This window comes from Pseudomonas sp. GG8, assembly GCF_052976945.1.
In genome coordinates, this window is sequence record NZ_JBRIIP010000001.1 from 2,853,735 (window position 1) to 2,878,172 (window position 24,438).

A 24,438-nucleotide genomic window follows, 5' to 3' on the forward strand; every position below is an offset into this window, starting at 1 on the left:
AGTACCTCAAGCGCTTCGGGAGCGAAGAGCGCGGTACGTAGGCCACTCATCATAGGGGCCAGCATTTCAACGCGGGAACTACTGACGTTGGCTGGCAAACCGGATGTAGCGATGCAAACCAACAAGGCCAATCCAAGTGCTGCACGTACTACACGTACTAGTTGTGCAGTACTGGCCATGCCCGAAGCGATACCGCGATCTTCGGCTGCGATGCCGGAAGTAGGGACGGCGGCCAACGTGGCAGATGTCACTCAGGTCGACAAACTGCTGCACGGTGCCGAAAGCTATGTCTCGGGAGATTCTGGATGCACCGGTGCGGCCAAGCGACCGGAGCATGCTGAACGAGACGTTATCTGGTCGATTGCAGCACGGCCAAGCAGCTACAAGCATCACGGCAAAGGCAGCGTGCTGTAACAGATCAAGCGCAAGATCGAACACGCCAAGGCGCAAATGCGTGCCAAGGTAGAGCATCCATTCAGGGGTCGAGAGTGCGCCGGCGCACTTGACTGTAGCGTATATGAAGAGAGGCAGATGTTTTATTTAAAATAAAAATAGTTTAGGTGGTGTTTATCAATAAATCCCAATCATTCAGTTAAATCCTATTTCTCCGTTTGCCGGGAGTATTTTTGATTTCGGTATAGTTATTTCCAATAGAAATTTTAAATAACATATAAGTTAATACGACAAAGTACAGGCGTCAATAAAAAATTTAGGAGATTTCTATCCCAGTAGTGGCAGATTGGTCATGGTCGGCTATACCAAGCTAACTCTTACTTTCATCGGTCTACATAAACATGCTTTTTTCTCACTTCATGAGCGTGGCGGCCCTGCAACTGTGCGTTGTATCTATGGTGGTTGCACAGGATGGCGTCGACAGTACTGCCACTCTCGACCAGAGCCGTACTCTCAATCGTGCTGAAGTCGGCGGTATTGTTACCGGGCAAACCATCACTCTCGCCGGGCGCGCGTTTTACGACAGCTTCGCCGCCGCGTGGAATGAAAAAGATGAGGTCGGCCACTTCACCGTTGCCATTTCCGAGCGGCCTAGCGCGCGCTGGGGCAGTCAGGTATTCGTCGACTACGGTAACCGCCGCCTGTTCCAGATGTTTCTTCCGCCCAACCGTAGCCTCATACCCCCCATTGGCACTGAAGCCGCCGCACAGGTTTACCAAGCCATTCTCGACTACCAACTCGCACAGTTTTTTGGCGACCCGGACATGGCCCGTGACGAACTATGAAGGAGACCTCCATGCACCGTTTATCCCTGGCTTTTATCAGCCTGGCGTTATCGTTCGGCCTGCCGGCTATCACGCTCAACGCGAGCGAGCTGGTCTACCAGCCGATCAATCCTTCGTTCGGCGGCAACCCGCTCAACGGACCGGTGCTACTAAACCAGGCGCAGGCGCAAAACCACTATCAGGCTTCGTCATCGTCATCAGCGACAACGGGGCAGAGCGCTCTCACTCAATTCAACGCCATGTTGCAGAGCGCCATCCTCAGTCGGGTGTCCTCCGCCGTCACCTCAAGCATCGTAGGCCCTAATGGTCAGCTCACCGCTGGCACGGTTGAGACCACCGACTTCCGTATTTCAATCACCAACCTGCAAGGAGGACTGCTGCAAATTGTGACTACCGACAAAACCACCGGCCAGTCCACGCAGTTTCAAGTGAACCAGCCGTAAATTTCGCACGCCATAAAACACAAAAGGAAAACATCATGCATGCACGTAAATCGCTCCTGTCTCTCGCAGTTCTGGTTGCACTGTCCGGCTCAGCCATGGCTGATTCCAGCAGCGTCACCACCTCGCAAAACGGTTCCCTTAACGTATTGAATGTTGACCAGGCCGGCGCGACCTACTCGGCGATTGGCATCAGCCAGACGGGCAACAATAATACTGCCGGCACCAGCGGCACGCCGATCAAGCAGACCGCCACCAACAGTGGTATCAGCATCACTCAGTTGCAAAGCGGCAACATCAGCGCCGCTGACCAGGCTGGCGACAGCAACAACGCCAACATTTACCAAAATGGCCTCAACCAGAGCGCCGAGACCCATCAGGCCGGCGACCACAACTCTGCCAGTATCAATCAAGATGGCAATCAGTACGGAGTGGCGAGTATTTCCCAAGGTCTTTACGGCGGCAGCTATAACACTGCGTCGATTTCTCAAGTGGGTAATGTTGGCGGCCCGTGGGGTGACATTGGTCAAACGGGTAATAACAACACGGCTTCGGTGACTCAGAACTACAACGCGGGCGGGGGCTATGCTGGGGTCTACCAGCATGGTAACTACAACAATGGCTCGATCTATCAGCAAAGCAACATCAACGGCGGGGCTAGCCTCAACCAAACTGGCAATAACAATACGGGTTATGTACAACAAGTTTCTGTCAATAACAGTACGGCCAGTGCCAATCAACAGGGCGACTGGAACAGCGCCAGTCTCTACCAGTCTGGCGTTGACTTACAGGCCACCGTTAACCAGACGGGCACTGGTAACTATGCCAATAGCAACCAGTCTGGCAGCTTCAACGAAGAAACTCTGCTGCAAACAGGCAACAGCAACTCCGCTGTCGTCAGCCAGACCGGTGCCGGTCTAGTCTTAGCGGCTAACACTGTGAACCTGACCCAAACCGGTAACAACCTGGCTGCCAACGTCAGCCAAAGCGGTGGTAGCGGTAACAGCGCCAATATCAACCAGCACTGATCCGTTTTTCCCCGCCGGTTTTCCCGGCGGGGCTTCATTGGAGGAAGAGAATGCGCGTCCGCTTGATACCACTGACTGTATTCGGCGTAATGCTTCTCGCCGGCTGTGCCAGTTCCCGTCCCGCGTCGACCTTTTCTCCGGCCACGCTGGCACCCCCTACACAGATTTCACGTGATTTGACGAACCTGCCAGCGCCAGTCGGGCCCATTACCGTAGCGGTATATGGCTTACGCGACCAAACCGGTCAATACAAACCGTCGCCAGACAGTTCGTTTTCCACATCAGTGACCCAGGGTGCTGCATCGCTCTTGATCACTGCGCTGCGCGACTCGCACTGGTTCAAGCCGGTCGAGCGCGAAAACCTGCAAGACCTGCTCACTGAACGCAAAATCATACGAGCCTTGGAACAGCCGCAAGACAAGGCGCAGGTCCAATTGCCGCCGTTGCGACCGGCCAACATGTTGATTGAAGGCGCCATCGTCGCCTATGAAAGCAACGTGAGGACCGGCGGTATTGGCGTCCGCTATCTCGGGGTAGGGCCATCCGAGCTGTACCGGCAAGACCAGGTGACGATCAACCTGCGCGCGGTCGACATCCGTAGCGGCGAGGTCATACAAAGTATCACCACCAGCAAGACCATATTTTCGGTCCAGGTCGATTTCGGTATTTTCCGCTTCGTCTCGTTTCAGCACCTGCTGGAAGTCGAGACAGGGTTCTCGCGCAATGAGCCCGTGCAGCAATGCGTGCGAGAGGCAATCGAAACCGCACTGATCCACTTGATCGCCCAAGGTGCACGCGACGGTAGCTGGCACCTGAAAAACCCGGACGATCTCAAAAAGCCGCTACTCCAAAGCTATCTGCAAAACTACGACGAACAGATGACGACATTGCCCATCACCGCTTCCACCGGCGATAACAAACTGCTTTCAGCAGGAGATAAAGATGGCACTCAAAACTAACCGACGTCGGCTCTTGGTAGCGGCGTTATTTGCCAGCAGCGCACTGTGTCAGGCTGGCGACCTTTTGCCCGAACCGCGCTATGCCGGTATCACGGCGGGCGGAAGCGCCGCCGCCATTACGCAAATCGGCTCTAACAACCAGACACAGGTGGATCAGGGCGGTTCCGATCAACGCCTAGCTCAGGTCCAAATCGGCAATCGCAACGAAGCGCTGATCACCCAAAGTGGTTTAAAAAACATGATCTCGGCACAGCAAGCGGGCTTGAGCAACGGGCTGGAGATTAACCAGTCAGGTAGCTATAACCAAGCCAGCACCACACAGCATGGTATTAATAATCTGGTCAACGTGGCCCAGAGCGGCTCGTATAACCAGGCCTTCGTCGGTCAATATGGGCAAGCAAACCAAGCGTCAGTCAATCAGGCCGGGATCAGCGGAACGGTGTCGGTCACCCAGTACGGCAATAACATGAGCGCTAATGTGACGCAGAGGTGAACTGGATGATGGATTTCTCCCAACTGGCCGTGTCGATCGACACCCAGCGCAACGACGGGATCGTGATGATTCGCCCCCATATCGACAACCCGACCCCGCTGACGTTGCAGTACCGCCTGACCGTGCGCCAACGTAGCGCGGGCGGGGACTCAAGCATTAACCAACAAGGTGATATTCAGACAGGCATCCCGTCAGCGAGCGTGAGGCTGAGCCTGCCCGCAGGTGCGACCTGCCACGTGCATCTGGAGGTATTTCAGCAAAATGCGCTGCTTAGAGAGATAGAGGGATCGTGCGAAGGAACATCTGCTGAGTGATCAAAAAAAGCCAAAAATCTATCTGTAAATGATGGCTAGTCGTCAGTCCAGCGTCTTTAGTCACAAGATCAGACGCCCCAACAGCATCACTATGAAAGAGCAGCACTCACCAGTGAGGGCTCAGCGGCGTTCCGGGCGGGCATTTTCTTAAAGTCAGCCGGACACGGGAAGGATAAAAACTATCGATGGATAGGAGCTTAGAGGGCCAAGCAAACCGACCCGGCGCTTCCTAACGATCAGGAATGCGAAATCAGATCGGATATCCATCAATCTCAACCTGCATACGGATCTGGCCCCTCAGCCCATCTTCAGTTTGAGCGATGATACGGGCATTTATTTTCAAAGCGACAAGAGCGGCACGCATGAGTTCAAGAGCATCCGAATATCCCTGCTCTTCTGCCGCCACCCTAAAAGCGCTCAACAGCAACGCTATCAATAATCGCAGAAACCCTGCTCACGAATGGGTTGGATAAGTAGAGCGCCTAGTTCTAATCGGAGGATGTTTGGCGACCCAACTGGTCGAGGAAGCGAATCTCTTCCGATGCCATCGGTGAAGAAAGCTCAACTCCTGGAACGTTGAAGCTAATCATCGTGCAACAGGCCCATGCGGCTTACCCAAGCCCTCGGAGCCCTTTTACGGGCTCTCCGAGGTCTTTTATCGGCGTCACTGCGTGACCATGGTACCTTGCTTCGTCGGCTACGTTTTTGGTTCGTCCATTTGAGCAGCCCGCTGCGGTTTTAACTGTGCCAGTGACCGGCGGATACGGCTTGCCAGTGAGCTACGACCATGCACGTTTTGGTAATGAAAAACGGCAGTTGCTCGTATGACATTGGGATCGGCGGGGAGATTAGTGTGCAGTGAACGATACCCCCAAAATAGATACATATCCCCCGGCCGCATTCGTATCTGCGTGAACTCCTCTGCGTGTTTGGCATGCCGCTTTGCCAGGCGGCGTTGAGACCATTGGTTATCTATCAGCAGTTTGTCCATCAGGTTCAGCGCATAATTTTGCCGAATAGGCCTGTGATTGGGGAGCATGAGCAGATCACCAGGGTCGCTATTATCTGGCATGCAGACAGGCATAATCGTCGTCAGAACAAATGAGTCATAATGAAATATTAACGACTCACGCTGACCTTGGTCTCCGATGAGACACCGCAACACTTGATGTAGACCTGGCTCGGTGGATAGCTGCCCCGTGCCCTTGGATACAACACGTTGGCATAAATCGATGAAGTCTGGCGATTGACCCCACTCGTGCAAAAGTGAACCGGCTACAGCCTGGTTGCCGGTTAAAGCAATGTATTGATTGCCCGCAGCACTGACGGCCTCGGTTACCATTGCTTGTAATTCAGACAGTTCAACATCGGACGCCCACCCCGGCAGAACGGCGAAGCCATTGGTATTGATTGCGTCGACCAGCGTCTCAATCTGATCATCAGAGAACGTTTTATATTGCATTGGGTGCGTACTCACGGCCGTGGAGTGAGCTTGTCCGCCCGTGCCAACCCTGACGCCGTGAAGGCGACCAGATAGGGTCGAGGCTGACTGAGACCGAAATCACACACCGACTCACTAACCGGATGTTGTCTGGCAATGGAGTATACGACGCTCGCTGCTGTTGATCACACCGCAACCGATCACGTCAGTTCAGTTCAGTAGACTAGCTCATTACAAAGCTTCTGGGTAAGCGAGCGGGCATTACAGGTTGCGTCACGGCATCTGGTTATGCGGAAAATTTCATTCGCCCGCTGCGTCGGTAGTCGCGTCAGTACGTCCTTCAAATACTCGTACGGATCATGCCCATTGAGCTTGGCCGACTGGATCAAACTCATCAGCGCAGCCGCACGCTTCCCGCTGCGCAACGACCCGGCGAGGCGAGTCAGCCGAAGGGAATTCCCCCTCGGCTGCTCTCAGCAGCCGTACGTGACAGTCTCCCGTCATACGACTCCTGACCACACATTCGATGCACGTAGTAAATACCAATGCTCGAACAAAACTCCGGGCTCCCTTTTCGAACAAGACGTAGCCTATGCCCCGTTTAACGAGTCGAGATCCGGTACTTGCTCTTCATCCACTTGGGCAGTCGCGAGCCCAACGCACTCTACAAGCGATAGCTGAAGTTTCTTAACCAAAATTTACCGTAGTATTCAATCCACCCTCGAATCACGCCGCTGTACCTGCGGGAAAAATCCCTCAGGACCCGGACGGTTACGAATCAACAGCTAAGCTCGCCTCGCATCGTCATTACTTACACCCATGCACAGCGTAGATTTTGTACCGATTTCTACACGTCTAAGGGTAGGCGTTGCGTAGAGCGGCCCATGCAAAAGTTGCGGAGCCAATCAACACCGCTCCACCAAATACAAATGGACTCCACCACCCCATAGCGTCGAACAGAGCACCACCGACGCCTGCCCCAACCGTAATGGCCAACTGAATAGCCGCTACCATGAGGCCGCCACCAGCCTCCGCGTCGTCAGGAAGCGTCCTACTAAGCCAAAGACCCCAAGCAACCGGCGCCGGAGTAGCAACCAGTCCCCAAGCTGCGAGCACAATTCCGACTGCCAGCGTCGAGCTACCCAGACCGATAAGAACAGCTGCAAGACCGGCCATCGAGAGAGGGATCGCGATCAGATAGGCGTATATACGTCTTTGGAGCAGAGTACCAATGAGGTAAGTACCTACAACGCCACTTACGCCAAGTAAAAACAGCATGAGTGACAACGTATTAACACTCACTCCCGTGATGCTCTCTAAAAAAGGACGTAGATAGGTAAATACAGAGAACTGGCCCATGAACAGCAACATAATCGCCACCATGCCGATGGCAACCTGAGGATTGCGAAGCAATTTGAATGGATTGCTAGCCTTGGTGCTCTGCTGACTGTGCATTGCCGGAATGCTCATCCATTGCCATACAAAAGCGAGGACAGCCAGTGGAATGACGAGGAAGAAAGCCCCCCTCCACCCTATGTATTGTCCGAGAAAGCTTCCCAAGGGTGCTGCGACGGTAGCTGCCAAAGCATTGCCACCATTGATAAGCGCCAATCCCTTCGCTACGGAGTCCTTTGGGACAAGCTTCATCACCGTTGCGGTCGACATCGACCAGAAGCCGCCAATGGCTACACCCAATAGAGCACGCCCAGCCATGAAAACAGTCCCGTTGGATGCCGAAGTCACTAACACTCCAGATACCACCAACAACAAACTGAAGCAGAGCAACACTTTTTTACGGTCGAACCGTCCAGTCAAAGGCGCGTTAAGCAGGCTGGCAAGCACCGCGAAAAAGCCTGAAATCGAGATAGCCTGGCCTGCTTGGCCTTGGCTAATTGCGAGATCTTGTGCGATTGGCGTGAGCAGGCTGACGGGCATGAATTCTGATGCAATCAGGACGACGACACAAAGCGCCATTGAGAAAACAGCGCCCCATGCTGGAGGATGTGCTGTGACCGCTTGCCGACCTAAAGTCGAATCAAATGTGCTCATACATCTCTTACCTGTTAAGCCAAAAGTCGCCACGAGGTTGCAGTGGTGTTTGCATCCCGCGCAGCAAGTCGGCGACTCGCAAAATGTAGAGCACAGGTTAGGGCCAAGAGATTAGGATGATTAGACGCCGCTATTTACATGCGTTTGTGAGAAAAATTCAGCAATGAGCCAGCCAAAATTAAACGACCTGCAATCCTTCCTTGCTGTAGCCAGAGATCAGAGCTTCACCAAGGCAGCTGCAAAGCTTGGCGTTACCCCTTCTGCCTTGAGTCATACCATCAGGGGACTTGAGGAGAGGATGGGGGTGCGCTTATTGGCCCGAACGACACGCAATGTGGCGCCTACTGAAGCTGGCGAAAAATTGATGCGCTCGATTGGGCCGCTTTTTGACCAAATTGCCGCAGAAATTGAAGTGCTAGGTGAGTTGCGGGACAAGCCCGCAGGAACGATCCGGGTTACGTGCTCTGATGACGCAGCAGAAAGTATCTTGAGGCCAATGCTTGCAGGCTTTTTGGCGGAATACCCTGATATCCAGGTAGAAATCAGTATTGACTATGGTTTCACAAACATCGTGAGTGAGCGCTTTGATGCTGGCATACGCCTTGGAGAGTCCATAAGCAAGGACATGATCGCGGTTCGCCTCGGCCCTGATTGGCGGCTTGCTGTGGTTGGATCGCCCGCATATTTCAAACAGCATTCACCTCCACTTCTGCCGCAGGATTTGACCAACCATACCTGCATAAACATCCGGCACTCGTTGAATGGGGGGTGTTACGCCTGGGAATTCGAGAAGGGTGATCGCAAGCTCAATATCAGGGTTAACGGGCAATTTACTTCAAACAGCATGATCCACGTCTTAAACGCTGCCTTGGATGGCATCGGATTAGCCTACGTGCCGGAATTTCTTGCCAAGCCTCACCATGCTAGCGGGCGACTAAAAGAAGTTCTGGCCGACTGGAGTCCTTATTTCGAAGGCTTTCACCTCTATTATCCCAACCGACGGCAAGCATCACCGGCCTTTACTGCATTCGTGAAGGCTGTAAGGTTCCGGGAATAGAATTTATGCAAGGTCATCCATCAACTCAGATGGTGTGCACCGTTTTGAAGATATTTGTACCTACCTACGAATGACCGAATGGGTCGATTCTGCTGAAAACAGTCGGCGTTAGTTTCCATGGCAAAAAAGTACGCGCCTGAGATTGAAATCTGTGTTTTGCGCAGAAGGTTCAGGGGGGCCCCACCCCTGCACGAAAACCCTTCAACAACCTCTACCAACCAATTGGCATTCTCCCGCTTCCATCTTGAATTAACCAGTGGCAACTCACCGCCATCAGACTAAATAAACTATTTGTGCCAAGGCGATTTGACATTCAGTTTTTTGATCTTAAATTAAAAGGGTGCTTTTTAATTTAGGACATTAAGATGACTATCAATATCAGTAATGAGCAAACCTTTGACGTATCAATTTTTGAAAGCTTCGTTGGCCCATTGCAATCTATTACGCATGAACTGACAGGACCTTTCCCACACGTTCGAAAAGGGAAACTTTACCTGGAGGTGGCCGTAGAAGCCACTATACTTGGCGCTCACTCTTGCCTTTTGATGAGATTTCATGTTTTGCAGCAAAAAACCCTTGGTACTCCATCAAACAGCCTAAAACTGCGCCCGGCAGATATCGAAGATGAGTATGAAAGTAGCCGTCATGGATCTATCAGCGAACTATTTCCAGACTACCACATGGCTTATAAATCTAGATTTTCGCTCAACAGCGTAATACTCGCGTGGCTTCTTCTAACCGACCCACAGCTACAAAATAGATTGATGAGCACTATCCATTAACGCCCCCCACTGCTTAATGTACTGTCTCGAAACCAAGGTCTCTTATGTCTGCGAGGCAATTGCCTCGCAGACTCACTGTATCTTGGGTTGCGGTAGGAATGGCAGCTACCCCCGCCTCCGCACAGATAGGCGCAAGCTGGAATTAGACCCCGCTCGGTAGGAGCTTTCGCAAGACAGCGATCCGAGACTGCAAGGGTGCTAAGCATCAAAAGTAAGGTTTCCCCACAGGTAGCGTCTTGTCGTTGTGCTGCGTCTACTATGCTTTCCTAAATGGGTTTGTTTATGGCTACGGGAACTGATAATGAAGATCAAAGAAAATAAAGAAGTTGAGACCGTCAGCGACATCCTGTGCGATGTCTGCCTCAATAGCACTCGTGTCGAGGGCGAAGGCTTCCAATATGCCATGTTGCAGGCCCACTGGGGATACGGCTCAGCCCACGATGGTGAGCGCTACGAAATACACCTGTGTGAACTCTGCTTTTTCCAGGCAGTTGCCAGTCTTAAGCAGGAAAGGCGTATCCAAACGATGTTTAGTGAAAACGACAAGGACAAACTCACCGAAAATTTTGGCATGGTTGCTACGGACGACTTCTTTAACGACGGCGGAAGCGTGACAGATACGCAGTGAACGTGACGACCAAGTTTTCTCACCCATTCTGACACTTGCGACTGACTCATTTCGGCCACTATTTACCGACTCTCACTAATGCGTGTGTCGGTCAGGTCCGATGCAATTACGCGTCAAGCAAAGGCATTTGGTTATTTAGGTACGGGGTGGCTGTTTTTTTCAACAGAGTCGGTCGATAGCTGTATGTCGTGATAGGCCGCAATCGAAAAAAGTTGATAGTCATGCAATCTCACCGATGCCCGTGAGTACTTATGCATGCTTAGATATAGGGGGATTAGCGAGTTTATGTTAAACGATAAATTAGCGGATTTTCCTAGGGATGAGTCGCTGAGCAAGACCCACGTCAGTCGAGACCGGACTTTCCCTAATCGCTTTCAGGCAAAGCCGGCCTTGCCGGAATCAGCCACTAGTAGAATGAGCGGTTAATTTATTTATCTACCAGTAACGATATATAGGGCAGTTGGAGGAGCTGTGTGCAACATGGTTATTGGATTGGTTTGCACATGACCCTATCACTTAGCTCCGTACACAAGACGAAGCTGAGCATGATAAAAAATAAATCAATGGATTAACCGCCTAGACCATTAGGAAATATTCTGGTGCAGCCTTCAGCCGCCTTAACTGATACTGATACTGCGGCTACCTGTGGAATGCAAGAACTTGCTGCAAGTCGAGGCTCAGCGCAACGTCGAATAGCTGCGCAGCTGGATCGACCGTGGCCTGCTCGCACCCGTTGATCCTGAACATTTGATGCTTTTCATCTGGTCAGCAACCCGGACCTATACCAATCTTGGCTGGCAGATGTCTCTCATTACAGGCACACAAAAACCGGACGACGCAGACTATGAGATCGTGGCAGCGACCAATACTCGAATGGTGCTTCGCGGTGTTGTGCCAAAAGCGGAGAAAGGAAAAAAGGTCTCGGCATTTATCACTTAAGCGACGCCACTAACCTGTTGTTTGTTGCAGAGGTGCCTGCTTCAGGCCAACGTCCATCGGTAACGACTGGCCGCCTGGGTCGACAGCGGCCTGTCCTTGGAAACTCCTGTCGAGATCACAGTCCCTAAGCCAGCTTTGGCGTAGTTATGCAATGCCAAGGCGGTTCAATATCATGGCGCAGGCTTAGTGAGATCGCTATTACATCGATTTGATCGATATCACTTCCACATATCTGAATTTTTTCTTCGCCACCCTTGTGGCTTCTTGCTCTGCCAATAGGGTGCTCAGCGTATCGGCCTCATGGATTATCTCCTGCGTTTCGCCTTCAAACTCATTTCCTACCCGGAGAGTGACACTCAGCCTCGGCGTGAAGGCTTTCGCAACTTTCTTTTTCGTCACCGCCTTTATTGGCGGCACGATCACGACATCCGAGAGCACTTCTTCCACGCCAGAGGTTACCGGCGTAGAAAACTCGGCATTACCGAATAACGCTCGACGCATCTCTTCTTCCGTCAATTCTGTATTCATGCCATGTCTCATAGGGATGTTTTGGGAAACTTGCCCGATTCTATCAGCGTGGCCGATGGTTGTAGTATCCCGTCGCAGAATTGACTCGAAGCAACCTTGGCTCCGTGAAACGCAGGACTTACCGCTTGTCGTCGAACACAGCTATTTCCAATAGGCAGAGACCGGTACAGAGTGTGTAATAACGCCGAATTGGGTTTTCTCTGTCGGCGCTAACCCTCTGCGTATAAAGCAGGGATTTCAATCTCAGGTGCATACTTTTCTGACGTGGAAACCGAAGCCGACTTTTTCAACAGAAGCAGCCAGAGGTCAACTGACGTCACGACGCTTCGGGTAATTTGCTCAGCGGGGAATGGATTGATAGGAGCGGTAAGCCTCATTAAATGAGAATCCATTTTCTCGACCAGCTTAGCAACTCGATTAGCAGGGGAATCTGTCGAATGCAAGCGGGTGGTCAAGTTGAGCGCAATTTCGCGCTCAACACAGAGAGCTCTATGGGCGATCACATAACTGGGAGCAAAACTCGAAGTGAGATGCTAGTGTGCTATCTCGAAATAAACGTTCCCGCTAGGCGGTCATATCCATCTGATTTTTATGAAGAAAAGCCAAGATGAAAAATGACTTTATTCTGACACTGCACACTAGCGCAAAACTACCACAGTGGTGGCGAATCAATCCAAGGGTGCTTCGCCTAATCCTATCTGGAATGCCAAGACCGATCACACCGGAAACAGGCTTTCCTATTGCTCCGGCCCCGAAAACGATTCAAAACGTATGAAATCGACGATATGAGAATCAATCTTGATTACTGATTTCTATAACATAAATTAAGAATTATGCAAATTTATCTTGACAAGCATTTTTTATGCCAATAAAATGAATTTGTTGTTCTCAAATATTCCCCAAATCCAGCAGCCGACTACCCGCCTCGAAGAAGCATATAAAGATATGCCCACTGGCTAAATTCTCTTACGAACGAAGTGAGTAAGAGCTTATGTTAGATATTTTATATATATAATACGTGCGCGCGCGTTCAAATGAAGCAAGTTTAGGAATGAGTTCTATAACTCTAATTACTGGTAATTACTGGATCACATCGTCCGCCCAAGCCCTCCAAAACATCGCGCCCGAACACCCCACCCAAACCCACTACCCGCGCCCGAAAGTCGCTTAGATTGCGTTATAGAGCCTCACGGAGGCTCCTTTCACCGCACCTTGCGGACAGACATAGCGTTTGCACAGACCTGTGGTAAGCGTTCGCCGAACACACCTTACAGCAAGAGCCGGTCTCGGTACCGAGTCAGTATAGGAGCACAGGTTCGCGTACTTTGAACCAGCTGGGGTGTAGCACAGGAAAATACTCCTTCAGCCAATCCACAAATGCGTCGACCTGAGGCGCAAGATGCGCTCTGCTTGGATAAAGCACGGAAACCAAGCGTGGCCTTGGACGATAGGCCGTAACCGGCCGGTGAAGTCACCTACCTGATCCCAGCCATAAGGGCGATGTTCTCCACTTAAAAATACGTGGACACCATCGCCCTTATCGTCAGGATTGCCATGCGCCTACGAAGCTCTTATTCCAAATCTTTTAAAACCCAGGTCGTTCAGGAATGCCTGCAACCTGGCGTCTCGATCGCCAGCGTAGCCTTGCGGCACGGCATCAACGCCAATCTGGTTCGCAAATGGATACCTGTTTATCGGGATCATCAGGTACCGGCTTTAGCTCAGGAGACTTGCTCGTTGAGATCCCGTCAGAAGTGCTTCTGGAGCAAGGCTGGGAAGTTGGGCAGGAGTTTGATTTGCAACTGATTGATGGTGCGGTCATTTTAACTCCCAAAGCACCTGGAGCGGCCTAAAAGCCGTAGCACGGGTCGCTCCAGTCGGCCAAGCTCAATGAGCATGATCCGTACGAGTATTCGAAGGATGTGCTCGAGCGGCTTCTGATGTAGACGGTTAGATAGGTCACGAAGCTGTTGCCGCATAACTGGGGAGCGTCACGCAAGGCGTGATCCCCAGTCGCTTACGCTTGAACAATGCCGAAGCCTGCAACACCGCTTTGAACGTAGGCATTTGACTCATCCACAGTGATACCACCATTAGACGCATGAGGACGACCCTCGCCGTCCACCGAAAAGTGCCAAGGCAGCGGCCTGTTGCAGGACCGGAAAGGAAGCTGACACATCGGTGGCATACTAGATCTTGCAGGGTTATGGGTGCCCCGCAGGCTTGGAGATAATCTGAGGACGCACAGGTCACCATGATGACGACGCCAATTTCTCTGGCCACCATACTTGAGTCCGGAAGATCACCAACTCTCAGTACACAGTCGATGCCCTCGGCTAACTGGATGCCGTTGCGCAACCTGTAATGCCCATTAGCTTACGCAGCTCTTCCAGCGTTTGCTTATAAAGCGCGTCGATGTGTTGTGAAAACTCATCTGGGGCCATGCGCGCAAGGTCAGAGAGATAGTCTTTCCCCTCGGGAATAACGTTCTCGGAGGTCCATGCGGTATTCGTATGAGTGGCCATGTGGCGAAGCTCGGCAATGTTGCTTTGCTCAGCGGCAGCACAGGGAAGTGACTCCAAGGCGACAGCGATGGCCAGCAGCTTGACCTTGTAGCGCCAATCGCCGAGCCAACCAGATGAAAGTTCTGGTGCCTGACACGCGTGTAATGCTGGGCCAAGTACCACGATTGCGATTTTGATACCTAGAACTGAATGCCATATTGCCTAAAATGGCGGCACATTCATCAGAAGGACGGAACCGTGGCACTGACCGACCATAAAATGCCGACACTGGGCTACTTCAACAAGGTGGTGTGTGATTGTTTGGGGCTATGGGCCAGCGATAATAACGACATTACCTTCACGGTTCCCGCAACCGAAAAGAGCCGGCGCGCGGCGCTGCACGAAGCGTTCGAGGCTATAAAAAAAGCAGATGGTATATATGGCTCGCTGAATGACTTGGTGGCGGTCACTACGCAAATCGCCCCCCAAGAGGCCACGCTTACCAAAAAAGACAGAACTGTTCAGGCCTGGGTCCAGGAGTTGGCCCGTTCAGACTTTGGCTCGTATGATGAATTTGTCGAGCTAGGGCAGTTTATCGAAGCGTTGATCGAGGAACGGTATGCCCGCTATGGCGTCTCGCAACTGGCGGTCTGCTTTTACCGCTCAGCGACGATGTACTATCGCGAATTCTTAAGAGAGTGCCCTGCCACCCAGTCGAATCCTTATCATCATTTTCTTGGCCAAACACTCACGCGTTTGGTCAGAACTCTGGTTGCCGAGTCTCCCGCAGGCACGATTTGGCCCTGCGCGATTCCGGCAGAGAGCCAGTGGCCACTCGTCGACTTCCTTGACTCTGCCTTGAGCGAATGCGGAGTCTCCCGGCATAAGCTGAACCAGTTTCATGAAAGTGCTAAAAACCACGATGTAACCGACGCCGAGGTGTGGGCGCGCGACCTTAAATCAACGCTCACTGACACAAAGTCAAAACAGACAGTGGGGCGCTTCGCCAAACACAACAAGATCAAGTTCACCCGCGTATTCGACACCGTGCGGCCCCTGGCGTATCTGCTGCGAGACAAGGTCGATGAAAGAACGTTTTCGACCCAGGCCTTTTCGGCGTTCATATGCCACAACCTCACCCTTCAGGTTCTCGAATACGGAGGCACTGAACAGCCCGTGCAAGGCGCGCCTTATCCGCAGCCAGGCACTGTGAGCTGCCTTCTGCCAGTGACCGATACCCTGGACCTGTTGTTTGAAAACGCTGACCCTGCGGATGGAGCCGTCATTGAAGCTTCGCTGGAAGCTTATCGGCAATATGCAAAAACGCTCAGGCTGTGGAGCGGCCTGGCAGAGATCGATACCCGCCTCCCCACCGCCCTGGACTACTGGTACGGCCCGGCCTTCGACTCGCTGAGCGTCGACCGCTGGTATAACTGCACCCAAGCCTCGCCAGTGTGGATGAATGAATGGCGGGCAGCGGTGGAGGCCATGTCGTCAGGGAGCGATGACCTGGCACTCGAACATTTTCAGAATGCCTTGGCGGGCGCCAAATACACAGCTGGTCCGCTGTTCATTCCGCTTTACCTTGAGATATGCGCATTCTGCAAACGCCAGTACCAACGGCTGCGCACGAGCGGCGAAGAGGCAGAGTTCGATAGCCGATATGAGCCACTGGGTGGGCAAGCCTCCAAGTACTCAGGCTTGATGGGATACACACCTGCACACTACCGAGACGCAGATACATTAATGCCGAGGACGTTGTTGCGCCTTAAAAATACTCGCATTATCAGCAAGATAGATTCGCTGATCTGACGTATAGGTAAACGCTTCGAAGGTGGCCATTACCGACAAGGTATGTGGCCGCTACTTAGGAATAGGCCATGGCACTTGACCTCTCTGCGCAACGTCAAGCCTTCATCGATGACGTCACCCATTATCGTTATATTCGCGAAGATGGGCGGCTTATCCTGGAGCAGTTCTGCGTATATTTATCTCACTGTTTCGGGTTCGATGAAAAAATGCATTTGTCGCCACAACCGGTGCAGATTTACAGACTTCTGACCGATCTGATTCACGAACGTATGGGGAGCGAGGAAGCTACCCGAAAAATCCAGTACCAGAAGATTGCAGATTGGCAGCCGGAGATGTCCTACGTTTTTCCCGAGCAACGGATGACCTGCATTCACATTGGCGCCCTGATACTGGTCTCCCATGACTGGATTTATGAGATAGGGCATTCACTGGCGGGCCTCCCTAGGCCGGAAGTGCCCGGCAAGTATTTTGCTTGGGCTGATAGTGTCGGGTACGCCGTGCATGCATTCATTGACGGCTATCACAACGCGCTCTATGCGTTCCAAAAGAACCTCGACAGGGAACACATCGCCACCCGCGGGTATTCGTTGTTCGAAGCATTGCAATTAAGCCGAGACCGTGACATCGACTATGACGCAGCGGTAGCTCAGTTGAAGACACGCCACCAGGCTTATCAGGCTGCCCTAAGCCAGATAACCGGCGCCTTGGAAAATGGCTACTACCTGGAAGCTATTGCGTTGGAGGAGTGCCTGATCAGCAGTTGCCTGTTCAACTTTCTCAAAGCAACCGATGCCAAGCTCTCCAATCCATCGCTTCACAGGTTGCTGAGAGAGGTTTCAGGTAGGCGAGGTGCCGCTCACGATTACCCGGAGCAACTGCTAGCTGAGCTAAACACATGGCGCAAGGCACGCAATGCAGCCATCCACGGTTTCATCACCTGCGCGAGCCAGGCGCTGGAGCAGTCTCGTGGAGCTTTTCAGGCATCCGCCCGGGCCACTGCAAGCACAGGCGCAGAACATTGCAAGGCGTTAGTGGCGTGGTACGGAATAGAAAGCGTGAATTTCGTTCGCCATGAATTTCCCCGCGCAGTGTCCCGAAGTATTCACTGATCTAATTCTCTGCCGCGAAGTCAGTGAAGCACCTTTGCAGCGTCACGCAAAGGTGAGTTCAGCCCTGAGTCAGCTGCCGGTAAGGCGTAGTCATCTGCGTTTGAATCCTTTGGCGTGAGAGCCTGGATTCTAACGGTGACAGGCTCTCTGTCTATCGTTCCAAGCGTTGCAGTTATTCTATGAATTCCGGCTCGGCACATAAGGCGAAGCTGAGCGTGATACAAAATAAACTAATCGATTTACCGCTCAGACAACTAGTGTGCAGTGTCAGAATAAAGTCATTTTTCATCTTGGCTTTTCTTCATAAAAATCAGATGGATATGACCGCCTCACGGGAACGTTTATTTCGAGATAGCACACTAGCTACACAAGCTGATCATTTCTGTGATGGTAAAAGTGTCAATACAACAGTTTACCACTCAAGAAAACCACATATTTATTCAATACCTCTGTATTCAAAACCCAGTTTGCATTCCACTCGTCAACACGAGCAGGTTTAGTTATCCCGCAAAAATACAAATGACAATCATCCTTATTTTTAAATTATAAATTTATTTTTAATAAATATGCTTGACTTACTTGACAAGTTTTTTTAAAATATTTAAAGCTACTTTGTTTCCAATAGATAGATTCTGACAGGAAACTGATTATTACCTGCAAATACAATACTAATAGCTTTTACTGGTAATTTCCCTAGCGAGCGCAGCGAGCTAGGGGTTTATACATGTTGTATGTATATATTATACGCGCGCGCGAAATAATGAAAACCTGCTTATACTTTCAAAAACCTGAATTGATTTGAGCACTATCCGATCACCATTACGATCTCGTCTGCGGCTTTCACGCCAAAGACTTCGGAAGCTGCCGTATAGCCCGCAATAGCATCTAGCCCACCTCATTACGAGGGCGTCGGCTAAAGGCCACTTAAAACTCATCCGAGAGCCTCACAGAGCCACCCTAGGCATTAAGGTGAGACCGAATGGCACCGACGCACTTCAACTTGAATCACCAACCTTCCGGAAGATCGCACAGCTTTTGAACCGAAGGCATCGAAAATCGCCGCACACCCTAGCCTCCCCCAAGCCCGCAAAACGCCACCAAGATGCCGACCAACGGCCACTACAGCTTATCCCAAAGCATTACAGGGCATCCGCAGGATTGGGCCGCAAGCGGAGCCCCTGCGGGCTTCGACCAACTCTCGTTTACTAATGAGCCTGGAAAGGCATTACCTGGAGCAGTGCGCACATTCAGCAGCCATCTACCCGCCTGAGGAGGCTAGCGCAATCTGCCAAAACCAAACAAGGAGGAACCGATACTAACGCGCCAAACATGGGCAGGTAGCTGGCAACACGCCTTTGCGCTGAGACTACATACCTGGCGAACCCAGCAGAGGCGCGAAAGCGTTCACTCCTACGCATCAAGAAGACCTGCCACACGTCGGTAGCCCCAGCTTCACTTTCTAGCGATCATCGAAGGGGGGGGGAGCGAACCAAACAGGACATCGACCAGCCCAAAGCAATACATAAAAGCCCGTCATAGCCCCTCCTCGTAATTTGGCGCACTCAACGGGAAAGATCCTCTAATTACTATTGACTTTTACCAAAGCCACGAAATCAAAGGCTAATATCTGTCAATACCACAGATGAGATTTATAGTCAACAAAAAATGTTGACAACTTCTATTTCGCTTTCTAACATGGGAAACCTCAAAAATGAACTGAGGTAACCACATGAACAACAATCACTATATTCGGTCTGAGTCCGCGATACTTCCCCCTCACCACACCCTTTTGTGGCCACACACCCAACAATCAGTTATCTCTTTCACGGATTGGTTCACGACACCGCATGGTGAAGGTGTAACCGACGGATCAATCATTGCCGCTCAAATATATGTTCCGGCTGGTATATTCCGCTCAACATTTCTTGTACTAACCGTGCATAGTCAAACAGACGATCCTTTCGCATTCGTCAGTATCGACGAAAATGACCACTTTCATCCCTATAATGGGGAAGCCATTTGCGCCAGCCAAATATTTCCTTCGTACTTCATCGACACAGAAAGCGATAGCATCCGGCACAGAATTTATACCAGCATTCTAAGAGCCGTCACAGATCACATTTAGACACTCCAGACCACTCACAAAGCAATTACAAAGAATCTGTTACGGCCAAACAATTATAATAATGCCCGCGCTTTGGCGACCGATGCGCATTTCATACGCAGTAGTGCTTACCCAAACTAGATCAGCTTGGTGCACAATAACAATGCCTTCATAAACACAACTCTACCTAATGCGTGCTTAAAAATTATTAGAAAACCCAATAGCTTTATTCGTAACTATCAACTCCAGCCACCAACAATAGCACAACGAAAAAACAGGAAACTTTAAAATGCGCACTTTCAAAACACCCATCCAAAGAACAATTTCGAATCTATCCGCACTGCGTGCCCTAGCTACAGAAATAATTGGGACACCTACAAGAATAAATTACATCGTATTTGAAATGGACGAAGACAGTCCAGCAAAGAACACTTGCGAACACACTAGTGTTAGGTCCCTCTGGCTAAAGATCGAAGTAGAAACCCTAACAGGGAAGATACATCAACTCATTGAAGTAAACTCTCTACGCGAACCCAACGGCGGATACCGTATGTACTACAAACGCAAAGGACCCATTCTGCTTGAAATTGAGTCGGGAGAGAAAATACGAATTCAAGAAGCGCTGCCCCGTTTTTTCATAAGTCGACCTCATACAACTCCGTCTCAGCAGCTGAACAGATGGATAATGACTAACGTTTCTGAATATATGATCTCAGACAATAGCCTACTTCAGCTTCATAAAATAAAGCACACGCCGCAGCTGTTTATTGCAGATTCTTAATACACTCGCCGGCTTGCTTGGCCTGTCAGCAACTTCACTACTAAAAGAACCGCATGCTCCACCATTCAGGGATTTCTTTGCCCAATGGAAAGTTTCTAGACCATCAGGTCAATTGGACACAATTACCACTGCCGCCTTAGGCAATAGCTTTCCGCATTAAAAAACAGGACAGGTGAAGACAGGTAGCAGGCAAACACAAGCTAGTCATAATGGACAGCCATGCAAAATCCCCATCAATTAAAATAGATGGGACGACTCTAAAACAAAATATGTATTGCCAGATACACAAAATTAAATATACAAAAATAACTTGACTATACCCGTTTTAAAAATCAAACTAACCAAACTTAAACAAAGAGCGAAAACAAAATGAAAGAAGCAATAATTATTGATATTAACCCTACCGCGCTGCCCGATAGCCCCTTCATCAAAATACTCGGAGAGCCTCAGAGAATCAGCATTGATCTCTCTTCGGTAGATCATCACGGACCAAACATCGCAGAAAACTTTGACATTGAGCATTCGACGATGGCCAGATATAAAGCCGCAGATGTAATGATCTCCACATCGAAGGGACATGTGCTTAGCAAATTTATACTTTACTCAATGATAATAGGAAAAACGTGCAATGTACTATATCGATTTCAAGATAACGACCCAGTAACACTCAACGAGCATAATCATGGCATCGAGGATCTTTTCTCACAGCACATGGATAACTTCGAGAGCCAAGAGGAAATTCACTCATTTCACGACTGGATTATATTTTGCATCATTGCCAAGTTTAGAGAGACCGGGTACTTCTCAGCACTGCACGGAATTGAAGAAATCCCGATGATTGCAGCGTACGCAGCCTAAGCTAGACCACTTCAGGAGAGAAAATTGAACTCTCTTTCAGCAGCTGTCAAAATTTTTGGCAGCTGACTTATGTAAGGAGTCAGTTACGCACTTATTTTACAGGGTTTAGGCTGGAGTTTTTTGATGTTAAGCCCAGCGCAGCCTTCGCCTCATCCTCCTTTACTCCCCAGTATGTAGTTGAACTTATTATTGGACGAATATCCTGCCACGCCTGCCAGATACCGATAGCAACCTCTCGACCGCCTTGACGGCCAGTACGGTCCTGTTCACGGTGTTTTTTAAGGGACCATACAATATCAATCAAAGCTTTAGATATTTCCTCGTAGCTCATTTTTCTTGCCGACTCTTCTCGCTTACGGCGTATTCCAGGCAGCTTTGACGCAACGAACTCATGCCATTTCTCCTGGCCACGACGATATGAACTTAGCATATCTAGAACTACGGCTGACTCTTCATCAATCTGATCGAGCAAGACGGACTTAATTACTTTATTCGGCTTGCAATACCTGACCAGTATTATCGCCACCACAGTTTTACGAACACGAAAAGAAATAGAACCTTTTTCTAACACGATACAATCCAACATAAAACCACCTTTTCTTATTATTGTAAATTTATTATACACGACTTCTAAGAGGCAGGGCACCACCCTGTGGTAATATGTACCAATAAAAAATACAGTAGAGCCCACATATAAAATACGTACCTATCCATCGCAGTTACACATACCAAGGAAAACTCCGGCACTATCTATACAGTAGGTAGAACCTAGTACGCAAAGAACAGGAACACTATCCGAAGCACTGCAAAAAAAACCGTGCAGTTTCTTGACGCAACCAAAACCACAGACAAATCAATCTGATATAATATTGATATCCCCACATCTAAACCATCACCACATCTAACAAAATAAGAATAAAATCCGGGGAGCCAGCAATGTATTTCCTTATTAATAACTAGGCTACTCGTTCCTCATTGACCTAGTCATTAAACGAAAATACGCTGGCTGCTCACAACCCGTTCCGGGTGTTGCGCGAAGATCAAATACAAATGCATCACCAGCACTTAAAATAATAATTTACAATAATGCTAGACCTATAATAAAAATAAAAACAGGAAGAATAGAAATGAAAAATAAAGGCGGAAGACCTAAAAAAGAAGTAGCAGACCTTCGAATCAAAAACGTCATGGTTAGCTTCTCTGTAAACGAGTGGGAGACCTTACAGGGCTTAATGGAAAAGACAGGCCACGATACACCTGCGGTGTTTCTAAGGGCATCTGGATTGCGCTCTATTCTGCCAGCAAAGGTATTTGTTCCTGAGATTCACAAACGGCTGCATGATCGAATTATAGACGGCGTCAATGCAATCAAGGACATGAGAAAAGCTGGAAGCATGGACGAATATAGCGCAGGTGAATTCTTGGTAAATCTCCGCTCAATAGCTGATGATTTAATGAACTCAGCAGCATATAAAAAGATTGAATTCATGCAAATGGAGATAGATAGGCTGAATAGAATCGTAGCCGCCAAGGAAGGTGCACAATGATAACTAGGAAATTCAAAAACGACTCGACATGTAGTAACCGTGTAAAATATGTTTTCGGCAAGAATCATGAGCACAAATGTGATGCTGTGGCATTTGTAGGCGGTAATGTCTACTCTGATAATGTAGAAGGGCTTGAGAGGGAAATAGAAATTCCCACTTTCATGAGGAGATCAGCTTTAGACAAAAGTCCAGGCCGATGCGGAGCGCACTATATGATATCTCTCCAGACAGGAGAGAAGCTCACAGTAGAAGAGTGGCGCGACGTACTTGATACCACCATGGCGGCTCTTGGTTACACTAAAGACCACAAATATTTCGGCGTACTTCACGAAGACACCGATAAGCAACACATGCATATAGTAGCCAACAGAACCTCAATGGATGATCACCTTCTTATAAGTGAAAGCAAAGACTACGAAACGCTGATGGACACAGCAAGGGCGCTCGAAGTTAAATATAAGAAGAAAATCGGGGCAACACCGAATCCAGAAGAGACTTGGGGCGTCAACCAGCTCGAACGTGATATCAAGAAGTATGGTCGTGAATTGAAGGCAGGAAAGAACCCAGACCTTAAATTCCGTGATATTTTGCTGGCTCGCGTAGCAACTGCAATAGAAGAAATTCACAAAACTGCAAAGCAAAAAGGCACTAAAGAAAGTCCCACGAAGCCAACAATGATCCAACTCGTTCTAGCACTGAAGAAAAAAGGTGTTGATGTCGAATTCACAATGAAGAAAGACACAGACGAAATTGTTGGAATAAGCTACATACTCGACGGTAAAAAAATATCTGGAAGAGACCTTAAAAGATCAAGATTAACATTTCAGAAATTGACAGAACAAGAAGGGATATCTTATGAGCCAGAAATCCATTTACGAGCTTTACAGAGAGCAGTTCAAACAAGAGCTGTTGAATCAAAAGAACAGCAGCACGAGAAGAGGCTCGAAAAAAGGAGAAGCGGAGGCAACCTCCCAGCCGGAGTCGCTTACTACAAACAAATCAACTCAGTCGATTACAAAGGCACGATTAACGGCTCGCCAGGTCCTGGTCCTGGGAGCAGACAAACCCTGAAAAAAAAGGAGCCTGCGCAAAAGGACGAATACTTCGCAATCCGTGTACAAATGCAGCGCTATCACTATGCAATCGCACGACGCACAATGCCTCCCACCCGCGTCAACGGACAGTACATGTTATTTGCGTTCAAAAAACCTTACGATGAAGTTAAGCGCGAGATTGAATCGAATCATATTATTCGGCTTATGCAATCGATGATGACACTATTGCAAACAGTCTTCGCAATTTTCAGCGCCAAGTGCGAATGCATCGAGGATTTCAAAATGGACTCTTTTGAGGACGGCCCGGTGTACGAATGCAATATGAAGGATACCGAATCCAAAAATTTCTCAATCACTAACTCTCTCGGCATAAGTAAATTGGACCATCTGGCCCCTTCCGCGTAGCGGGTCCTTACCCCCCTTTCGTATCGCGGTAACTCATTCCCAATGATCATGACTGGTGAATTTCGAGGGCAGGAAAGCGGGACGGATCGCTCGGCGCAATGTAAGGGCAATACCAAGAACGCAGGATTCGGTGACAACGTATAATAACTAGATGGAAGGTGAAATAGGACTGAGTTACACAGCTGTGTAACTCAGTCCTATTTTTTTTCACGTTGCTACGCCACGTAAATTCTGAGCCGCAAGTCAATAAATTACCCAAGAGGTCGTAGGATGCAAGTCACGACCTGCATAGATAAGCCCTTTTTAAACAATGACTTGGGACCGATTAACTCGGACGGATGGAGGTGGATCTGGTGTCGAAGGGTTT

21 protein-coding genes and 5 pseudogenes are annotated in these 24,438 nt (G+C 49.8%); 19 read left to right on the forward strand and 7 right to left on the reverse strand.

The features are described 5' to 3' along the window. Positions 1–219 precede the first annotated feature (219 nt). From ACVBEG_RS13640 to csgH, 7 genes and pseudogenes are all read left to right on the forward strand, one after another. Positions 220–480 (forward strand): annotated as a pseudogene (locus tag ACVBEG_RS13640) (transposase); the annotation flags it as partial. Between the two features lie 314 nt (positions 481–794). Next, the gene (locus tag ACVBEG_RS13645) at positions 795–1,238 is read left to right on the forward strand and encodes a CsgE family curli-type amyloid fiber assembly protein (RefSeq protein WP_447107860.1); all 444 of its coding nucleotides are present in this window, start codon (positions 795–797) and stop codon (positions 1,236–1,238) included. 11 nt (positions 1,239–1,249) lie between these two features. Beyond that, positions 1,250–1,681 (forward strand): curli assembly protein CsgF, encoded by a 432-nt coding sequence (locus ACVBEG_RS13650; protein WP_447107861.1) that lies wholly within the window; start codon positions 1,250–1,252, stop codon positions 1,679–1,681. 35 nt (positions 1,682–1,716) lie between these two features. After that, positions 1,717–2,706 (forward strand): hypothetical protein, encoded by a 990-nt coding sequence (locus tag ACVBEG_RS13655; protein WP_447107862.1) that lies wholly within the window; start codon positions 1,717–1,719, stop codon positions 2,704–2,706. Positions 2,707–2,756: 50 nt separating this feature from the next. After that, positions 2,757–3,665: a CsgG/HfaB family protein gene (locus ACVBEG_RS13660; RefSeq protein ID WP_447107863.1), complete on the forward strand. Its 909-nt coding sequence runs from the start codon at positions 2,757–2,759 to the stop codon at positions 3,663–3,665. After that, positions 3,649–4,158 carry a curlin-associated protein gene (locus tag ACVBEG_RS13665; RefSeq protein WP_447107864.1) on the forward strand — a complete coding sequence of 170 codons (510 nt, stop codon included), beginning with the start codon at positions 3,649–3,651 and terminating at the stop codon, positions 4,156–4,158. Before ACVBEG_RS13660 ends, ACVBEG_RS13665 begins: the two co-directional genes overlap by 17 nt. A gap of 5 nt (positions 4,159–4,163) precedes the next feature. Beyond that, positions 4,164–4,472, forward strand: a complete 309-nt coding sequence (gene csgH, locus ACVBEG_RS13670; RefSeq protein WP_447107865.1) for a curli-like amyloid fiber formation chaperone CsgH — start codon at positions 4,164–4,166, stop codon at positions 4,470–4,472. 697 nt (positions 4,473–5,169) lie between these two features. Here the strand turns inward: csgH and ACVBEG_RS13675 are convergent. The 3 genes and pseudogenes from ACVBEG_RS13675 to ACVBEG_RS13685 form a co-directional block, all read right to left on the reverse strand. Continuing rightward, on the reverse strand, positions 5,170–5,934 hold the full coding sequence (locus ACVBEG_RS13675) for a hypothetical protein (RefSeq protein ID WP_447107866.1): 765 nt from the start codon (positions 5,932–5,934) through the stop codon (positions 5,170–5,172). 194 nt (positions 5,935–6,128) lie between these two features. Further along, positions 6,129–6,347: pseudogene (locus ACVBEG_RS13680) on the reverse strand (transposase domain-containing protein); the annotation flags it as partial. 421 nt (positions 6,348–6,768) lie between these two features. Continuing rightward, positions 6,769–7,962: an MFS transporter gene (locus tag ACVBEG_RS13685; protein WP_447107867.1), complete on the reverse strand. Its 1,194-nt coding sequence runs from the start codon at positions 7,960–7,962 to the stop codon at positions 6,769–6,771. Positions 7,963–8,125: 163 nt separating this feature from the next. Here ACVBEG_RS13685 and ACVBEG_RS13690 point away from each other — a divergent pair, with 163 nt between their 5' ends. The 4 genes and pseudogenes from ACVBEG_RS13690 to ACVBEG_RS13705 form a co-directional block, all read left to right on the forward strand. After that, a complete protein-coding gene (locus tag ACVBEG_RS13690; protein ID WP_447107868.1) occupies positions 8,126–9,019 on the forward strand; it encodes a LysR family transcriptional regulator in 894 nt (297 codons plus the stop codon). A gap of 365 nt (positions 9,020–9,384) precedes the next feature. Next, a complete protein-coding gene (locus ACVBEG_RS13695; RefSeq protein ID WP_447107869.1) occupies positions 9,385–9,801 on the forward strand; it encodes a hypothetical protein in 417 nt (138 codons plus the stop codon). 301 nt (positions 9,802–10,102) lie between these two features. Beyond that, positions 10,103–10,429 carry a hypothetical protein gene (locus tag ACVBEG_RS13700; RefSeq protein ID WP_447107870.1) on the forward strand — a complete coding sequence of 109 codons (327 nt, stop codon included), beginning with the start codon at positions 10,103–10,105 and terminating at the stop codon, positions 10,427–10,429. A gap of 636 nt (positions 10,430–11,065) precedes the next feature. After that, a pseudogene (locus ACVBEG_RS13705) lies at positions 11,066–11,368 on the forward strand (TetR family transcriptional regulator C-terminal domain-containing protein); the annotation flags it as partial. A 198-nt stretch (positions 11,369–11,566) separates the two neighbouring features. On the opposite strand, the gene ACVBEG_RS13710 reads toward ACVBEG_RS13705, so the two are convergent. Next, positions 11,567–11,896, reverse strand: coding sequence for a hypothetical protein (locus tag ACVBEG_RS13710; protein ID WP_447107871.1), 330 nt, complete (start codon positions 11,894–11,896; stop codon positions 11,567–11,569). A gap of 1,554 nt (positions 11,897–13,450) precedes the next feature. On the opposite strand from ACVBEG_RS13710, the gene ACVBEG_RS13715 reads away from it, so the two are divergent. Beyond that, positions 13,451–13,702: a transposase gene (locus ACVBEG_RS13715; protein WP_447107872.1), complete on the forward strand. Its 252-nt coding sequence runs from the start codon at positions 13,451–13,453 to the stop codon at positions 13,700–13,702. Positions 13,703–13,773: 71 nt separating this feature from the next. After that, positions 13,774–13,842: pseudogene (locus tag ACVBEG_RS13720) on the forward strand (transposase domain-containing protein); the annotation flags it as partial. Positions 13,843–13,916: 74 nt separating this feature from the next. Here the strand turns inward: ACVBEG_RS13720 and ACVBEG_RS13725 are convergent. Both ACVBEG_RS13725 and ACVBEG_RS13730 read right to left on the reverse strand, forming a co-directional pair. Beyond that, positions 13,917–14,236: pseudogene (locus tag ACVBEG_RS13725) on the reverse strand (LysR substrate-binding domain-containing protein); the annotation flags it as partial. Continuing rightward, the gene (locus tag ACVBEG_RS13730; RefSeq protein ID WP_447107873.1) at positions 14,233–14,583 is read right to left on the reverse strand and encodes a hypothetical protein; all 351 of its coding nucleotides are present in this window, start codon (positions 14,581–14,583) and stop codon (positions 14,233–14,235) included. The pseudogene ACVBEG_RS13725 and the gene ACVBEG_RS13730, both read right to left, overlap by 4 nt. A gap of 75 nt (positions 14,584–14,658) precedes the next feature. On the opposite strand from ACVBEG_RS13730, the gene ACVBEG_RS13735 reads away from it, so the two are divergent. The 4 genes from ACVBEG_RS13735 (at position 14,659) to ACVBEG_RS13750 (ending at position 21,064) form a co-directional block, all read left to right on the forward strand. Continuing rightward, a complete protein-coding gene (locus ACVBEG_RS13735) occupies positions 14,659–16,212 on the forward strand; it encodes a hypothetical protein (protein WP_447107874.1) in 1,554 nt (517 codons plus the stop codon). A 68-nt stretch (positions 16,213–16,280) separates the two neighbouring features. Then, positions 16,281–17,321 (forward strand): hypothetical protein, encoded by a 1,041-nt coding sequence (locus ACVBEG_RS13740; protein ID WP_447107875.1) that lies wholly within the window; start codon positions 16,281–16,283, stop codon positions 17,319–17,321. 2,393 nt (positions 17,322–19,714) lie between these two features. Further along, the gene (locus ACVBEG_RS13745) at positions 19,715–20,206 is read left to right on the forward strand and encodes a hypothetical protein (RefSeq protein ID WP_447107876.1); all 492 of its coding nucleotides are present in this window, start codon (positions 19,715–19,717) and stop codon (positions 20,204–20,206) included. A 369-nt stretch (positions 20,207–20,575) separates the two neighbouring features. After that, positions 20,576–21,064, forward strand: coding sequence for a hypothetical protein (locus ACVBEG_RS13750; protein ID WP_447107877.1), 489 nt, complete (start codon positions 20,576–20,578; stop codon positions 21,062–21,064). Between the two features lie 91 nt (positions 21,065–21,155). On the opposite strand, the gene ACVBEG_RS13755 is transcribed toward ACVBEG_RS13750, so the two are convergent. After that, a complete protein-coding gene (locus tag ACVBEG_RS13755; protein ID WP_447107878.1) occupies positions 21,156–21,650 on the reverse strand; it encodes a hypothetical protein in 495 nt (164 codons plus the stop codon). Between the two features lie 541 nt (positions 21,651–22,191). Here ACVBEG_RS13755 and ACVBEG_RS13760 point away from each other — a divergent pair. Then, a complete protein-coding gene (locus ACVBEG_RS13760; RefSeq protein WP_447107879.1) occupies positions 22,192–22,611 on the forward strand; it encodes a hypothetical protein in 420 nt (139 codons plus the stop codon). Continuing rightward, complete coding sequence (locus ACVBEG_RS13765) at positions 22,608–24,071, forward strand: relaxase/mobilization nuclease domain-containing protein (RefSeq protein ID WP_447107880.1); 1,464 nt, start codon at positions 22,608–22,610, stop codon at positions 24,069–24,071. The genes ACVBEG_RS13760 and ACVBEG_RS13765 overlap by 4 nt, the downstream gene beginning before the upstream one ends. Positions 24,072–24,438: the final 367 nt, after the last annotated feature.

Bases quoted from the DNA above. Each gene is read 5' to 3' on its own strand.
- ACVBEG_RS13645 (WP_447107860.1), top strand. From the start codon at position 795: ATGCTTTTTTCTCACTTCATGAGCGTGGCGGCCCTGCAACTGTGCGTT.
- ACVBEG_RS13650 (WP_447107861.1), top strand. From the start codon at position 1,250: ATGCACCGTTTATCCCTGGCTTTTATCAGCCTGGCGTTATCGTTCGGC.
- ACVBEG_RS13655 (WP_447107862.1), top strand. From the start codon at position 1,717: ATGCATGCACGTAAATCGCTCCTGTCTCTCGCAGTTCTGGTTGCACTG.
- ACVBEG_RS13660 (WP_447107863.1), top strand. From the start codon at position 2,757: ATGCGCGTCCGCTTGATACCACTGACTGTATTCGGCGTAATGCTTCTC.
- ACVBEG_RS13665 (WP_447107864.1), top strand. From the start codon at position 3,649: ATGGCACTCAAAACTAACCGACGTCGGCTCTTGGTAGCGGCGTTATTT.
- csgH (WP_447107865.1), top strand. From the start codon at position 4,164: ATGATGGATTTCTCCCAACTGGCCGTGTCGATCGACACCCAGCGCAAC.
- ACVBEG_RS13675 (WP_447107866.1), bottom strand. From the start codon at position 5,934: ATGCAATATAAAACGTTCTCTGATGATCAGATTGAGACGCTGGTCGAC.
- ACVBEG_RS13685 (WP_447107867.1), bottom strand. From the start codon at position 7,962: ATGAGCACATTTGATTCGACTTTAGGTCGGCAAGCGGTCACAGCACAT.
- ACVBEG_RS13690 (WP_447107868.1), top strand. From the start codon at position 8,126: ATGAGCCAGCCAAAATTAAACGACCTGCAATCCTTCCTTGCTGTAGCC.
- ACVBEG_RS13695 (WP_447107869.1), top strand. From the start codon at position 9,385: ATGACTATCAATATCAGTAATGAGCAAACCTTTGACGTATCAATTTTT.
- ACVBEG_RS13700 (WP_447107870.1), top strand. From the start codon at position 10,103: ATGAAGATCAAAGAAAATAAAGAAGTTGAGACCGTCAGCGACATCCTG.
- ACVBEG_RS13710 (WP_447107871.1), bottom strand. From the start codon at position 11,896: ATGAATACAGAATTGACGGAAGAAGAGATGCGTCGAGCGTTATTCGGT.
- ACVBEG_RS13715 (WP_447107872.1), top strand. From the start codon at position 13,451: ATGCGCCTACGAAGCTCTTATTCCAAATCTTTTAAAACCCAGGTCGTT.
- ACVBEG_RS13740 (WP_447107875.1), top strand. From the start codon at position 16,281: ATGGCACTTGACCTCTCTGCGCAACGTCAAGCCTTCATCGATGACGTC.
- ACVBEG_RS13745 (WP_447107876.1), top strand. From the start codon at position 19,715: ATGCGCACTTTCAAAACACCCATCCAAAGAACAATTTCGAATCTATCC.
- ACVBEG_RS13750 (WP_447107877.1), top strand. From the start codon at position 20,576: ATGAAAGAAGCAATAATTATTGATATTAACCCTACCGCGCTGCCCGAT.
- ACVBEG_RS13755 (WP_447107878.1), bottom strand. From the start codon at position 21,650: ATGTTGGATTGTATCGTGTTAGAAAAAGGTTCTATTTCTTTTCGTGTT.
- ACVBEG_RS13760 (WP_447107879.1), top strand. From the start codon at position 22,192: ATGAAAAATAAAGGCGGAAGACCTAAAAAAGAAGTAGCAGACCTTCGA.
- ACVBEG_RS13765 (WP_447107880.1), top strand. From the start codon at position 22,608: ATGATAACTAGGAAATTCAAAAACGACTCGACATGTAGTAACCGTGTA.